11 protein-coding genes and 2 pseudogenes are annotated in these 13,018 nt (G+C 69.3%); 10 read left to right on the top strand and 3 right to left on the bottom strand.

Features of this window, described 5'->3' with window-relative positions:
* Nucleotides 1-2,586, bottom strand: a complete 2,586-nt coding sequence (locus tag Ahu01nite_RS41030; RefSeq protein WP_203842167.1) for a LuxR C-terminal-related transcriptional regulator — start codon at nucleotides 2,584-2,586, stop codon at nucleotides 1-3.
* Nucleotides 2,587-2,846: 260 nt separating this feature from the next.
* Here Ahu01nite_RS41030 and clpS point away from each other — a divergent pair, with 260 nt between their 5' ends.
* On the top strand, nucleotides 2,847-3,137 hold the full coding sequence (gene clpS / locus Ahu01nite_RS41025) for an ATP-dependent Clp protease adapter ClpS (RefSeq protein ID WP_203842166.1): 291 nt from the start codon (nucleotides 2,847-2,849) through the stop codon (nucleotides 3,135-3,137).
* A 37-nt stretch (nucleotides 3,138-3,174) separates the two neighbouring features.
* Nucleotides 3,175-3,675, top strand: coding sequence for a DUF2017 domain-containing protein (locus Ahu01nite_RS41020; RefSeq protein ID WP_203842165.1), 501 nt, complete (start codon nucleotides 3,175-3,177; stop codon nucleotides 3,673-3,675).
* 47 nt (nucleotides 3,676-3,722) lie between these two features.
* On the opposite strand, the gene Ahu01nite_RS41015 is transcribed toward Ahu01nite_RS41020, so the two are convergent.
* Nucleotides 3,723-4,589 carry an aldo/keto reductase gene (locus tag Ahu01nite_RS41015; RefSeq protein ID WP_203842164.1) on the bottom strand — a complete coding sequence of 289 codons (867 nt, stop codon included), beginning with the start codon at nucleotides 4,587-4,589 and terminating at the stop codon, nucleotides 3,723-3,725.
* Nucleotides 4,590-4,743: 154 nt separating this feature from the next.
* Here Ahu01nite_RS41015 and Ahu01nite_RS41010 point away from each other — a divergent pair.
* The 4 genes and pseudogenes from Ahu01nite_RS41010 (at nucleotide 4,744) to Ahu01nite_RS40995 (ending at nucleotide 8,032) form a co-directional block, all read left to right on the top strand.
* Nucleotides 4,744-5,246: pseudogene (locus tag Ahu01nite_RS41010) on the top strand (M67 family metallopeptidase).
* A gap of 66 nt (nucleotides 5,247-5,312) precedes the next feature.
* A complete protein-coding gene (locus Ahu01nite_RS41005) occupies nucleotides 5,313-5,627 on the top strand; it encodes a MoaD family protein (RefSeq protein ID WP_203842162.1) in 315 nt (104 codons plus the stop codon).
* Nucleotides 5,628-5,632: 5 nt separating this feature from the next.
* Nucleotides 5,633-6,598, top strand: a complete 966-nt coding sequence (locus Ahu01nite_RS41000) for a PLP-dependent cysteine synthase family protein (RefSeq protein WP_203842161.1) — start codon at nucleotides 5,633-5,635, stop codon at nucleotides 6,596-6,598.
* An 853-nt stretch (nucleotides 6,599-7,451) separates the two neighbouring features.
* Nucleotides 7,452-8,032 (top strand): annotated as a pseudogene (locus Ahu01nite_RS40995) (dihydrofolate reductase family protein).
* A 513-nt stretch (nucleotides 8,033-8,545) separates the two neighbouring features.
* Here the strand turns inward: Ahu01nite_RS40995 and Ahu01nite_RS40990 are convergent.
* Nucleotides 8,546-8,968: a hypothetical protein gene (locus Ahu01nite_RS40990; RefSeq protein ID WP_203842160.1), complete on the bottom strand. Its 423-nt coding sequence runs from the start codon at nucleotides 8,966-8,968 to the stop codon at nucleotides 8,546-8,548.
* Nucleotides 8,969-9,229: 261 nt separating this feature from the next.
* Between Ahu01nite_RS40990 and Ahu01nite_RS40985 the strand changes: the two genes are divergently transcribed.
* From Ahu01nite_RS40985 to rdgB, 4 genes are all read left to right on the top strand, one after another.
* Nucleotides 9,230-9,976: an MBL fold metallo-hydrolase gene (locus tag Ahu01nite_RS40985; protein ID WP_203842159.1), complete on the top strand. Its 747-nt coding sequence runs from the start codon at nucleotides 9,230-9,232 to the stop codon at nucleotides 9,974-9,976.
* Between the two features lie 62 nt (nucleotides 9,977-10,038).
* A complete protein-coding gene (locus Ahu01nite_RS40980; protein ID WP_203842158.1) occupies nucleotides 10,039-11,283 on the top strand; it encodes a glycosyltransferase in 1,245 nt (414 codons plus the stop codon).
* Between the two features lie 189 nt (nucleotides 11,284-11,472).
* Nucleotides 11,473-12,201 carry a ribonuclease PH gene (gene rph, locus Ahu01nite_RS40975; RefSeq protein WP_203842157.1) on the top strand — a complete coding sequence of 243 codons (729 nt, stop codon included), beginning with the start codon at nucleotides 11,473-11,475 and terminating at the stop codon, nucleotides 12,199-12,201.
* Complete coding sequence (gene rdgB, locus Ahu01nite_RS40970; protein ID WP_203842156.1) at nucleotides 12,198-12,812, top strand: RdgB/HAM1 family non-canonical purine NTP pyrophosphatase; 615 nt, start codon at nucleotides 12,198-12,200, stop codon at nucleotides 12,810-12,812. The genes rph and rdgB overlap by 4 nt, the downstream gene beginning before the upstream one ends.
* Nucleotides 12,813-13,018 lie beyond the last annotated feature (206 nt).

The raw sequence follows: 13,018 nt of genomic DNA, 5'->3' as shown, positions 1-13,018 counted from the left end.
CTATTGCGGGAGCAGACGCAATGCTGGTGCGAGTTCATTCCTGCCGTTCACACCGAGCTTCGTATAGACGCGCTGTAGATGGTTCTCCACCGTGCGTGGTGACAGGAACAGGCGGTCGGCGATCTCCCGGCTCCGGACGCCGCCGGCGGCGAGCTCCGCGACCTGCCTCTCGCGCACGGTGAGTGCAGGCTGGACCGCCACCAGGGCGGGAGTACGTATCGCGTCGCAGCGCCCCAGCACATCGGCGAGCAGCGTGCTCGCCGCCAGGGCACGTGGATCCCGCGCCGCACGGAAGATTCGCACCGCGCCGGCGGCTGCCTCCGCGGCGAAGACCTGATAGCCCAGGACGGCGAACTCCCGCGCCAGAGTGAGATGCGCCTCGCCGTCCTCGCCGGCCCGCGCGTGCCGCACCAGCAGCGGGGTCGCCCGCCCGCCGACCGTCGCGCCCAGCTCGCCCATGCGCTGCCCGGCGAGCTCCGGGCGGCCCATCCGGACCAGGTCGTAGCGGGCCAGCAACTCGTGACCGTGAAACCCGTCGGAACGCAGCCGATCGGCCACGGCGAGCAGGACCCGCACGGCCGCGTCGATCTCACCCGCGCAGGCCAGCGTGGCCGCCCGCGCCTGCTCCCGCCAGTGGTAGTAGAGCCCGACCGTGCCGTCCGCGGCGTGGTCGGCGTCGCGTAACTCGGCCTCCGCGAGCATGACGTCACCACGGATCGCCGCGATGTTCGCGCGGGCATAGTGGGCGCTGCCGTCGTAGACGCGGGTCGGCGCGAGCGCGGCGCACGCCTGCTCGGTCGCGCGCAGTGCTTCGTCGGTGCGCCCGCGCAGCCACGCCGCCTGGGCCTGCAGCAGCGAGACCCAGCCCGAGCCGAAGCCGAAACCGCCTGCCTGTGCCAGCCCGGCGAACTCCGCGGTCAGGACCCGGTCGATCGCCGGCAGATCCATCGCGACGCTGAGCAGTGTGCCCTCGGCCATCTGGAGGGCGTACTGCACGGTCGGGTCTTCGCGCCGCCATTCCGCGGTGCGCTCGACGACCGTGCCGATCAGCTCGCGGGCTCTGCTGAAATCGCCGGCGGCCCCCGCGAGGAACGCGAGCACGCAGTGCGCCAGCGAGTGGGCCGCGCTGCACGCTGCCGGCTCGGCGAGCACGCCGAGGGCCAGCTCACGGGCCCGCTCAAGCTCGTTGAGCTGGAGCCGGACGAACGACTCGAAAGCTCGCAGCCGGGCCGCGCCACCCGGATCCGCGGGCTTGGCCGCGGCGAGCGTCTCAGCGGCCTGCGGGCGCCCCAGCCCGAAGAACTCCACGGCCGCGCGCGCGTGGATCCAGCGGACGCCACCATCCGGGGTCGCGTCGAGCACGGCGAGGGCCCGCTCCGGCTGGTCGGCGAAGAGCAGGGCGGTGGCCAGCAGCTCCGCGGCCGGATAGCCCGCCCCGGCATCGTGCGCGGCCGCGGAGAGCCGGCGGGCGAGGTCGATGTCGAAACCCGCGAACGCCTGCGCCGCCGCGTCGAGCAGCAGCGCGCCGTCCTGGGCCGTGCCCGAGTCGAGCCTGAGCACCGCCACCCGCAGCAGGTCGTTGCGGCGCCGCGAACCTGAACTCTCGATCAGATCGGCCAGCGTCGCCTGCAGTCGCCGCGCCCGTGTGACGGGGCACCGCCGCCGCACCACCTCGCCGTAGAGCGGATGGGCCAGCCGCACCCCGTGGCGGCGCTCGTCCTCGACAACACGGATCAGCCCCCGCTCCTCCGCCGCTTCGACATCCGCGGGGGCCGCTGCCCGGAGCAACAGCGCCAGCCCGATCGGTTCGCCAAAAGCCACAAGCTCCAGGACGTCCCGTACGCCCGGAGTCAACCCACCGATCCGCGCGTCCACCAGCTCCGCCAGGCTCGGCGCGAGCGAGAGGCGGCCTGTCCAGCGCCAGAAACCGTACGCCTGCTCGAGCTCGCCGCCACCCATCGCGGCCATGACCAACTCACGCAGCAGCAGGGGGTTGCCGCCACCGAGGCGGCCGAGCCGTTGCGCCGACCCGCCCTCGACCGCGCCCCCGACCAGCGCGGTGAGCAGCGCCTGCGAGTCCGCGTCGGTCAGCGGCGCCAGCTCGGCATGCGCCACCAGGCCCTCGGTCCATAATGCGCTGATCGGCGAGGGTACGGGCTCCGACATGCGCAACGTGCCGAGCAGGGTCGCACCCTCCCGGACCAGCAGGTGTGTCAGCGCGGCCGACGGCGCGTCGAGCAGGTGGGCATCGTCGACGGCGAGCACGATCGGCCGGCCCGCGGCGTCCTGCTGGAGCCGGTCGACCGCCCACCGCAGCAGCCCGGCGGGGGAGAGCCCGGCCGGCGGGTCGGCGGGCAGGATCTGGGCCAGCCCGCCGAACGGCAGCCCCGAGCTCGCGATGTTGGCGGAGGCACGGTGAACCGCCCACCGGCTCGCCGGCAGGGTCGCGACCGCCTCGTGCAGAAGACGGCTCTTGCCGATGCCGGCCGCGCCGCTGAGGATCAGGCCGCGCTCGGCGGGGCTCGCCGCGACCGTCCGCAGGCGGGACAACTCGTCGGCGCGGCCGACGAAGTCCCAGTGCTCCACGGCGACATGATATCGAGATGTATCACCTTTGGAGCCCTCCCAGCGCGCCGATGGGGAATGAGTAAAGAAGTCGACAGCAGTGAGTAAAACTCCCCCTGTCTGACCCCTTGAGCGGCCATTACTTTTTGCAGTGCCGGTGCGGACGTGCCCGGGCCGCGCCTGGCGGGGCCGGCCCGGGCTCCGGCCTTACACCCTTTCTCCGGCCCCGTCATCGCTCGGCGGTCGGTTCTTCTTCCCGGCGGGCGTGGCACGATGGGTGCATGGCGTTGCCTCAGGTCGCTCCCGTCGAGACGCCGGACATCGAGGAGGTACCGGCCGATGATCGGCCGTGGGTGACCATCGTCTGGGACGATCCGGTCAACCTCATGTCTTACGTGACGTGGGTGTTTCAGAAACTCTTCGGTTACAGCCGGGACCAAGCCGAGCTGTTGATGCTGGATGTCCACCACAAGGGCAAGGCGGTCGTGTCGACCGGCGCCCGTGAGCGCATGGAGATGGACGCTTCGCAGCTTCATGGCTACGGTCTGTGGGCAACGGTGGACAAGGCGTGATGATTCTTGTGACGGATTCGGGGCGGGTGATCGACTGATGTTCCGGCGCAATGGCAACCAATGTGTGGCCACCTTCGCCGTGGACGAGGTACGGGTGTTGCGCAAGGTGGCCGGCGAGGTCGTCGGGCTGCTGATGGACGGCTTCGACCACACCGACCCCGTGGTCGGCAGGCTCTTCCCCGACATCTACCCGGACCGCCCGGACGACTCCGCCGAATTCCGCCTCTACACCGAGGGTGACCTCAAGACGGGCAAGATCGACACGGCGGGCGCCATCCTGGCCGCCCTGCCCGACGACGGCCCCGGCGAGGTGCGGCTCGACGGCGAGGAGGCGGAAGCGTGGCTCCGCGCGATCAACGACGCGCGGCTTGCCATGGGCACCCGCCTCGACATCAAGCCCGACACGGACCTCGGTGAGGAGTTGGACGCGGCTGTGGTCGACGATCCGGCCTCCAGCCGCGTGTTCCAGCTGTCCGTTTACGCGTACCTGGGCTATCTGCAGGAATCCCTGCTGAACTCCCTGCCTGAGCTGCCTTAACCCTTAGCCCTTAGCCCTTAGCCCTTAGGCAGCGTTCAGAAACTTCCTCAGGCAGCGTTCAGGGCGGCGACTTCCTCATCCGAGAGGGTGAGTTCGGTGGCCCGCGCCGAGTCGGTGATCGACTCGGGGCGGCTCGCCCCCGGGATCGGGATCACCACGGAGCTCTTCGCGAGCATCCAGGCGAGCGTGAGCTGCTGCGGGCTGACCCCGTGCAGCCGGGCGATCCGGGCGAACTCGCTCTGGCCGCCGCTCTCGCCCAGCTTGCCGGCCTTGCCGATGCCACCCAGCGGTGACCAGGGCAGGAAGGCGATACCGAGCTCGTCACAGAGGTCCAGTTCCGGCTCCGAGGACCGGAACGCGGGCGAGAACTGGTTCTGCACCGAGACCAGGCGCCCGCCGAGGATCTCCTGCGCCTGCCGGATCTGCTGCGGGTCGGCGTTCGAGATGCCGGCCATCTGGATCTTGCCCTCGTCGAGCAGCTCGCCGATCGTGGCGACCGACTCCGCGTAGGGCGTGTTCGGGTCGGGCCGGTGGAACTGGTAGAGGCCGATCGCCTCGACGCCGAGGCGCTTGAGCGAACCTTCGACCGCTTCGCGCAGGTGAGCGCGGGAACCGTCAACGGTCCACGACCCATCTCCCGGCCGCAGGTGCCCACCCTTTGTTGCCACGAGTACGCCCGAAGCGTCGCCGCCGTAGCTGGCCAGCGCCTGCGCGATCAGCGACTCGTTGTGCCCGACCTCGTCAGCGCCGAGGTGATAGGCGTCGGCGGTGTCGATCAGGGTCACGCCGGCGTCGAGGGCCGCGTGGATGGTCCGCACGGACCGGTCGGTGTCGGGCCGCCCTTCGATGGACATCGGCATGCCACCGAGTCCGATGGCGCCGACCTGGACATTTCCGATGCTGCGTTGCTTCATACATAAAGGTCTACCCCTGCGCCCGGTCCTTACGCCGGTGTTTTTTGTCCGCTCTTCGAGCGTTTCATCGGTTTTGGCGAGCGTCTCGTTCGCTGTGGCGGGCGTGAGGACTGCCACGCCCAGGGATGCGGGTTGTCACGGTAATGTGAACAGCGTGCTGACCATCGACAGCGCGATCGTCGACGCGATCGTCGCCCACGCCCGCCGGGACCACCCCGACGAGGCCTGCGGCGTGGTCGCCGGAGCGATCGGCAGTGACCTCCCCACGAGGCACATCGCCATGGACAACGCGGCACGTTCGATGACGTTCTACGAGTTCGACTCGATGGAGCACCTGCGCGTCTGGCGCGAGATGGACGACAGCGACGAGGAACCGGTCGTCATCTACCACTCGCACACCGCCACCGAGGCCTACCCGTCCCGCACGGATGTCTCGTTCGCCGGCGAGCCGGGCGCGCACTACCTGCTGGTCTCGACCCGTGAGCCCGACTCCGAGGAAATCCGCTCGTTCCGCATCGTGGACGGCGTGGTGACCGAGGAAAAGGTCAACATCGTGGATGCGACGGTAGACGCGTGAGCGCGAGTGCGGACGGGGACGCCGTCCAGTCGTACATGTTCGGGCAGAGCCCGGCATCGGTCTATTACGAGTGTCGCTGAGCGACTCGTCCCCGACCGATATCCGAACATCTTTCGACTCACTCTTTCGCTAGGAGCATCACAGCCATGGCTATCGAAGTTCGCGTTCCGACGATCCTGCGCAGCTACACCGGCGGCTCGAAGATCGTCGAAGGCGCCGGCGACACCCTGTCCGGCCTGCTCGACGACCTGGACGCCAAGCACTCCGGCCTCAAGGGGCGGCTCATCACCCCCGAGGGCGGCCTGCACCGCTTCGTCAACATCTACGTCAACGACGAGGACGTCCGCTTCCTCGGCGCCCTCGACGCCAAGCTGAACGACGGCGACTCGATCACCATCCTCCCGGCCGTGGCCGGTGGCGCGCTCGGCTTCGCCGCCGCAGCCGCGTTCTTCGGACGGTAATCACCATGGCTCGCTACGAGAGCCTGCTGGACGCCTGCGGGGGCACGCCGCTCGTCGGCCTGCCCCGCTTGTCACCGACGGTGCCCGAGGGGGCGCCGCCGGTGCGGCTCTGGGCCAAACTCGAGGACCGCAACCCGACCGGCAGCATCAAGGACCGCCCCGCGCTCTACATGGTGCGCGAGGCGGAGGAGTCGGGCCGCCTGCGCCCCGGCGACACCATCCTCGAGCCGACCAGCGGAAACACGGGCATCTCCCTGGCCATGGTCGCCAAACTCCGCGGCTACCGCCTGGTCTGCGTCATGCCCGAGAACGTCTCCTCGGAACGCATCCAGCTCCTCCGCATGTACGGCGCCGAGATCATCTTCTCCCCAGCCGCCGGCGGCTCCAACCAGGCCGTCGCCGTCGCCAAGCAGATCGCCGCGGAACACCCCGACTGGGTCATGCTCTTCCAGTACGGCAACGCCGCCAACGCCCGAGCCCACTACGAGACAACCGGCCCGGAACTCCTGCATGATCTGCCCACGATCACCCACTTCGTGGCAGGCCTGGGAACCACCGGCACCCTCATGGGCACAGGCCGCTACCTCCGCGAAAAAGTAGAGGACATCCAAATCGTCGCCGCGGAACCCCGCTACGGCGAAATCGTCTACGGCCTCCGAAACATCGACGAAGGCTACGTCCCCGAACTCTACGACGCCACGGTCCTCAACCGCCGCTTCTCGGTAAGCACCCGAGACGCAGTCCTCCGCACCCGCCAACTCGTAGACGTAGAAGGCATCTTCGCCGGCTTCTCCAGCGGCGCCATCCTGCACGCCGCCCTCGCAGTCGCCCACGAAGCGGTCAAAGCCGGAAAACGCGCCGACGTCGCCTTCGTCATCTGCGACGGCGGCTGGAAATACCTGTCCACGGGCGCCTACGGCGGTACCCTCACCGACGCCGAAGAGGCCCTCGAAGGCCAACTCTGGGCGTAGCACCCCAAGCTGCACAGCGGGGCGGCCTGTCAAGGGTCGCCCCGTTTCCCCAGACCTTCCCGCTTCCCCGCCCCAAATTCCCTACCCGGCCGCCTGCCTTCCTTCCCGGCCGCCTTCCCACTTCCCCCGGCGTCTGGCCCGCCCGCTTGGCCTATCCGGCTTCGTACCCGCTTGGCCTGCCCTTCCGCTGCCTTTCTGCCCGCCGGGCCGGCCGCCTTCCCGCTTCAACGCGCCTGCCTGCCTGGCCGCTTGCCGGCTTGCCCGCCTGGCCGCTTGCCCGCCTGGCCGCTTGCCCGCCTGGCCGCTGGCCCGCTTGCCCGGCTCCCCGCCTGCCCGCCTGCCCGCCCGGCTGGCCGCTTTCCCGCTTCAACGCGCCTGCCTGCCTGGCCGCTTGCCGGCTTGTCCGCCTGCTCGCCTGCTCGCCTGCTCGCCTGCCCGGCTGCTCGCCTGCCCGGCTGCTCGCCTGCCCGGCTGCTCGGCTGCTCGGAGCACGGTCGCCTGCCTGTGCTCCTCCCCTCCTGTCCGCCCGGCTGACTCTCCGCAGGCTGACTGTCCGCCCGGCTGACTGTCCGCCCGGCTGACTGTCCGCCCGGCTGACTGTCCGTCTATCTCGGCAACTGCCGGCCCGTGCGGGCGGGATTCTCGGCAGCGGCGTCCCAAGTGCGGGGCAGGTGTCCCCAGCGCGGGGCAGGTGTGCCCAGCGCCCGGCCCCGGTTCCGGCAGGTGTCCCCTCGCAAGGCCCGTCCGTGCGCACGTGGTGGATGCTTGGCCGCTGCCGGCCGATTGATTTCTTACAAGAGCGGCAGTTCGGGGCACGCTAATTTGGGGGCACCCTAAAGCAGAGGAGAGCCCTGTGGGCAAGGTGGTCATGTACAGCTCGGTGTCGGTGGACGGCTTCGTCGCGGACGAGAATGACCAGCCTGGACCGCTGTTTGACTGGTTGACCAGCGGTGACGTCCCGTTGGATGAGAGCGGCGTGCTGAAGGTGTCGCAGACGTCCTACGACTACATCCGGCCGTACTGGGACCAGATCGGGGTGACAGTCGCCGGCCGGCACGTCTTCGACCAGACGGATGGCTGGGATGGGAAACCGCCGAGCGGGATCGACCACGTGGTCGTCGTGACGCACCGGCCGGCGCCTGAGGGCTGGGACCCCGGGGCACCGTTTCACTTCGTCGACGGCGTCGAGGCGGCAGTGGCCAGGGCGCAGGAGCTTGCCGGTGACCGACTGGTCGAGGTCGCGGCCGGCGACGTCGGTGGTCAGGTGCTTGCCGGGGGCCTGGTCGACGAGGTGCGCATGGACGTCGTACCCGTCGTGTTCGGGTCCGGCAACGCTACTTCGGGTCGGTCCACGCGCAGCACCTGTTGGAGGATCCTGACGTGGTGATTCAGGACGACAGGGTGCTTCACCTGCGTTATCAGGTGCGCCGTTGACCGAACTGAGCGGGTAAGCATTCAGGCAGCAGAACGTGGTCAGGTCAGACCGGTCGAAAGTAGCGCCAGGCATGTCGAGGTCTTCCCGATGGGCGGCTCAGGAGCCGCCGTCCTCGGAAGACCTGGACACCTGCCCCGGACTGACGCGCCAGAAGCCGTCCGGCCAGCGACTGAACCCTCACGTGTGAAGAGCCGCCAATTCGCATGCGTGAGCGATTTCTGAAAAGGGCTTCTTCCCATGCGCATGCTGCCCGGGAAACTGTTTGTTCCCGAGCGCGGCAGCCGCGCCGCAGTCGTTCCCGACACCTTGCAGTCGCCCTCGACCCGCATCGATGGAACCCGTTGGATGAGGGTGGTTCTCGTTTCCTTTGAGGACGGCTGTTCGCGGCGTGTGCGTACATGTGTGCGGGTTCTGGAACGGCTTTGTTTTTCTCCGCCCCGGCTCATGGGCGCCTTTGATTGTTCTGCTGCGGACTTGCTGGGCGACTGTTTCCGCAGGCGTCGTGGGATGGTTCAGTAGGCGACGGCCAGCATGACGTCGGCGGCCAATGGAAGGGCTGCGGCGACCAGGAGGACCCAGGGCAGCCAGCGGCGGTGGATGGAGAGGAATGCGCCGACCGCGAGTGCGACGCTGACCATTCCCAGGACGGCCAGCACCCATGTGTACCAGGCGGGGACGCCACCGCCGAACTGCGAAACCAGCCCTCGGACGCCCACTCCCACGCCGCCCAGGCCCAGCATCGACGCGTAGAGCGACATGCTCAGCAGACGACGGGTGCCCGGGGTCGGGTCGTCGGCCGCCGGGAACCGGAACCGGGCCTCGTCGTCACCCAGCTCCCGGGCGACCTGCCGGGTGGCTTCCCAGCCGAACGGAACTACTTCCGGGGCGGTCACCTCCCGAGTAGCTGTCGTTTTGTCCACGTCCGTGGCCGTCACGATTTACCCCTCCCTTTTGTCCGCCTGTTGTCCCCTTACCGTGTGCAACGGATACGACTCACGAGGCGTAACGCGACCGAAAATGACCCAGCTCACGTGGCCTGTGACATAGGTTGTCGATTTAGCGACAAATCGATCAGACGTTTACGTGACGTGCTGATCCCGGCGTAGGCTGCGCAGCGTGATTGACTGGTCCGCGCACTTCGTCAGGGATCGGTCGGCGGCCTCGTGGACGACCCAGCGTGAACCAGAGGGACCCGCATGCGACTGACCGTTCTCGGCTGTGCCGGCAGTTTTCCCGGTCCCGAGTCGGCCTGTTCCGCCTACCTCGTTGAGGCCGAGGGTTTCCGGCTCCTCATCGACTTCGGTTCGGGCTCGCTTTCGGCGCTTCAGCGTTATGCCGGCATCGACGCGATCGACGCCATCCTCATCACTCACCTCCACTGCGATCACATGCTCGACGCGTGCACCTATGTAGTGGTTCGCCGTTACGACCCCGCGGGGCCGTTGCCGCCGCTGCCCGTCTACGCACCGATGGGTGCGGCCGAGCGGATCTCCGCGGCCTACAGCTCCGAGGCGGAGCCCGTCGACGACGTCTACACGTTCTACGGACTGCAGCCCGGCACCTTTCCGATCGGCCCCTTCACCGTCACCGCCGACCGGGTCAACCATCCGATCGAGACCTACGGTGTGCGCGTGGAGCACAACGGGAGCGTTCTTGCTTACTCCTCGGACACGGCCCCCTGCGATCCGTTGCTGCGCCTCGCACAGGGAGCGGATCTGTTCCTCTGTGAGGCGAGTTACCTTGATGGCCGCCCCAACCCTCCCGACCTGCACCTGACCGGCGGCGAGGCCGGTGAGGCCGCGACCAAGGCCGACGTGGGCCGTCTACTCTTGACCCATTTGGTACCCGCCTGGGGCTCCGAGGCATCTACTGTGGAGGCCGCGTGTGCGGCGTACGCGGGTCCGGTGGAGGTAGTCCGTCCGGGTGCCCGCTACGATCTGTGAGCTTGCCGAGGGGACGGCACGAGCGCACCATCGGAATCGATTGTGACCTTGGAGTGCCCTGCATGACCGGTCGATCAGTAGGCGGGCGTGGACTGCGCATCGTCCGACTGGCGAACTTCGTCTCCCCCCGTTCCGGCGGCCTGCGGACCGCCCTACGCCACCTCGGCGAGGGTTATCTCCGCGCCGGTCACGAGCCGATCCTGATCGTGCCGGGACGGGAACGTTCCGACGAGATCACCGAGCAGGGCCGTGTGATCACTCTGCCCGGTCACCGGGTTCCTCGCACCGGGGGCTACCGGGTACTGGCAAGCCGGCGCGAGCTGACCAAGGTGCTGGAAGACCTGGCACCGGACCGCCTCGAGGTCTCCGACCGCTCCACGCTGCGCTGGACCGGCCGGTGGGCCCGGGAGGCCGGCGTCGGCTCGATGATGGTCTCCCACGAGAGCCTTGCCGGGCTGCTCGGAGTCTGGGGCATGCCCCAGCGCGAGACCCTCGCGGACCGGCTGAACAGGCGCACGGCCGAGACCTTCGACCAGATCGTCTGCACCACCGCGTTTGCCGCCGCGGAGTTTCGCCGTCTTGGGGTGCCCAACCTGACGGAGATCCCGCTCGGGGTCAACCTTCGGCAGTTTCACCCGAGCCGTCGTGACCCTGCGGTCCGCGACCGATATGCCCGCCCCGACGAGTTGCTGGTTGTCTTCTGCAGCCGTCTTTCCGCGGACAAGCGCCCCGAGCTCGCTGTCGACACGATCGCCGCGCTGCGTGCGAGCAAGGCCCCTGCCGTGCTCGTGATCGCCGGTGACGGCTCGCGTCGTGCGGCGCTTGCTTACCGGTCGGCGCGGCTTCCCGTGCGGTTCGCCGGGCACATCTCCGACCGTGATGACGTCGCGGCTCTCCTTGCCAGCGCTGACGTTGCGGTTGCGCCGGGGCCGGTCGAAACGTTCGGCCTCGCCGCCCTCGAGGCGCTCGCCTGCGGCACTCCCGTGGTCGTCAACGACGCCAGCGCCCTTCCCGAGGTCGTCGGTCAGGCCGGTCTTGCGGTGCGCGGAACCCCCGAAGCGTTCGCGGAGGGTGTCCGCAAGCTTATGGAGCGTCCGGAGGGCGAACGCCGCGCAGCCGCCCGGGCCCGGGCGGAGCTTTTCGGATGGCCGCAGGCCGTCGACGGTTTCCTGCGCGCCCATGGTGCCCAGACAACGTCGCTGCCATCGGCGAAGGTGACCCGCCAGACGGTTCGCCATCTGCGTCCAGCCGTGCCCGCTGTGGTCGCCGCCGCCACCGACGTCTGGGCGACGGCTGCCAGCGAGTGATCCGAGCAGTCCCACCAGCGTTGATCTGAGCATCCTTGCCCGCCTCTCAAAAGGTTGGGTCAGGTCTATCAGCGGCCGATGATCGAACCTTGGGTTGTCCACAGGCAGGGTCATCCGGTCGGGGCGAGTTATCCACAGGGCTGGCACCCGGCGACGCGAAGTGCTCCCGTTCCGCCTAGGCTCTTGGCCATGTCGCGTCCCGACGGCCGAGAGCCGGACCAACTCCGTCCCGTGACCCTCACGCGCCGGTGGAGCATCCATCCCGAGGGATCGGTGCTGGTCGAGTTCGGCAACACCCGCGTGCTCTGCACCGCCAGCGTCACCGAGGGTGTGCCGCGCTGGCGTAAAGGCTCCGGCCTGGGCTGGCTCACCGCTGAATACGCCATGCTCCCGCGGGCGACCAACACCCGTGGCGACCGCGAGAGCGTCAAGGGCAAGGTCGGCGGCCGCACCCAGGAGATCTCCCGCCTGATCGGGCGCAGCCTGCGGGCCTGCATCGACCTCAAGGCCCTCGGCGAGAATTCCATCGTCCTCGACTGTGACGTGCTGCAGGCCGACGGCGGCACCCGCACCGCCGCCATCACGGGCGCCTACGTGGCGCTGCACGACGCGGTCGGCTGGCTCGCGGACCGCAAGGCCCTGGCCGGCAAGCCCGCCAACGTGCTGCACCGCTCCATTCAGGCGGTCAGCGTCGGCATCATCGACGGCCAGGCCCGTCTCGACCTCATGTATGACGAGGACGTCGCCGCCGAGGTCGACATGAACGTGGTCTGCACCGGCGAGGGGGACTTCGTCGAGGTTCAGGGCACCGGCGAGGCCAACGTGTTCCGCCGCGACCAGCTGGATGCCCTGCTCGACCTGGGCGTCCTCGGCTGCAACGAGCTCGCCGCGGCCCAGCAGAAGGCACTGGCGTCATGACGGCCCGCCTGCTGCTCGCCACGGCGAACAAGAAGAAGCTGGTCGAGCTCCAGCGCATCCTCGACCTCGCGCTCGGCACCGGCGGCATCGAGCTGGTCGGCCTCGGCGAGTTCCCTGACTACCCGGACGTGCCGGAGACGGGCCTGACGTTCGGGGAGAACGCCCTCATCAAGGCCCGCGAGGGGGCGTCGCGCACCGGGCTGCCCACGGTGGCCGACGACTCCGGCCTCGCGGTCGACGCCCTCAACGGCATGCCGGGCGTCTTCAGCGCCCGCTGGTCCGGCGCCCACGGCGAGGACCAGGCCAACCTCGACCTGGTCCTGGCGCAGATCGGCGACGTCCCCGACGAACACCGCGGCGGCTCGTTCGTCTGCGCGGCAGCCCTCGTCCTGCCCAACGGCCGCGAGCACCTTGTCGAGGGCAAGCAGCCCGGCCGCATTCTGCGCTCCCGCCGGGGCACGGGCGGCTTCGGCTACGACCCGATCTTCCTGGGTGACGGTCAGAACCGCACCAACGCTGAGCTGAGCCCCGCGGAGAAGGACGCGATCAGCCACCGGGGCAAGGCGTTCCGCGAGCTCTCCAAGGTGATCGCCAAAGAACTACCGCGCTGACAGGCCGGCCTCGACTGGAACCGCCGCGGGCCGGGCATCCCGGTGCACAACCAGCGCGGGCCGAGTGTGCCTCATTGGAACCGGCGCGGCGGGTCAACGCGGGCGCACGGGTGAGGGTGGCCCGGCACGGACCGGTGGCCCGGCACGGACCGGTGGCCCGGCACGGACCGGTGGCCCGGCACGGACCGATGGCCCGGCACGGACCG

Source organism: Winogradskya humida (genome assembly GCF_016862215.1).
Taxonomy (GTDB): Bacteria; Actinomycetota; Actinomycetes; order Mycobacteriales; family Micromonosporaceae; genus Actinoplanes; species Actinoplanes humidus.
Note: the sequence above shows the minus strand (reverse complement) of the source record. Positions and strands in the feature narration are given on the sequence as shown.

Coding starts and splice junctions, on each gene's coding strand:
- clpS (WP_203842166.1), top strand. CDS start 2,847: ATGGCGTTGCCTCAGGTCGCTCCCGTCGAGACGCCGGACATCGAGGAG.
- Ahu01nite_RS41020 (WP_203842165.1), top strand. CDS start 3,175: ATGTTCCGGCGCAATGGCAACCAATGTGTGGCCACCTTCGCCGTGGAC.
- Ahu01nite_RS41015 (WP_203842164.1), bottom strand. CDS start 4,589: ATGAAGCAACGCAGCATCGGAAATGTCCAGGTCGGCGCCATCGGACTC.
- Ahu01nite_RS41005 (WP_203842162.1), top strand. CDS start 5,313: ATGGCTATCGAAGTTCGCGTTCCGACGATCCTGCGCAGCTACACCGGC.
- Ahu01nite_RS41000 (WP_203842161.1), top strand. CDS start 5,633: ATGGCTCGCTACGAGAGCCTGCTGGACGCCTGCGGGGGCACGCCGCTC.
- Ahu01nite_RS40985 (WP_203842159.1), top strand. CDS start 9,230: ATGCGACTGACCGTTCTCGGCTGTGCCGGCAGTTTTCCCGGTCCCGAG.
- Ahu01nite_RS40980 (WP_203842158.1), top strand. CDS start 10,039: ATGACCGGTCGATCAGTAGGCGGGCGTGGACTGCGCATCGTCCGACTG.
- rph (WP_203842157.1), top strand. CDS start 11,473: ATGTCGCGTCCCGACGGCCGAGAGCCGGACCAACTCCGTCCCGTGACC.
- rdgB (WP_203842156.1), top strand. CDS start 12,198: ATGACGGCCCGCCTGCTGCTCGCCACGGCGAACAAGAAGAAGCTGGTC.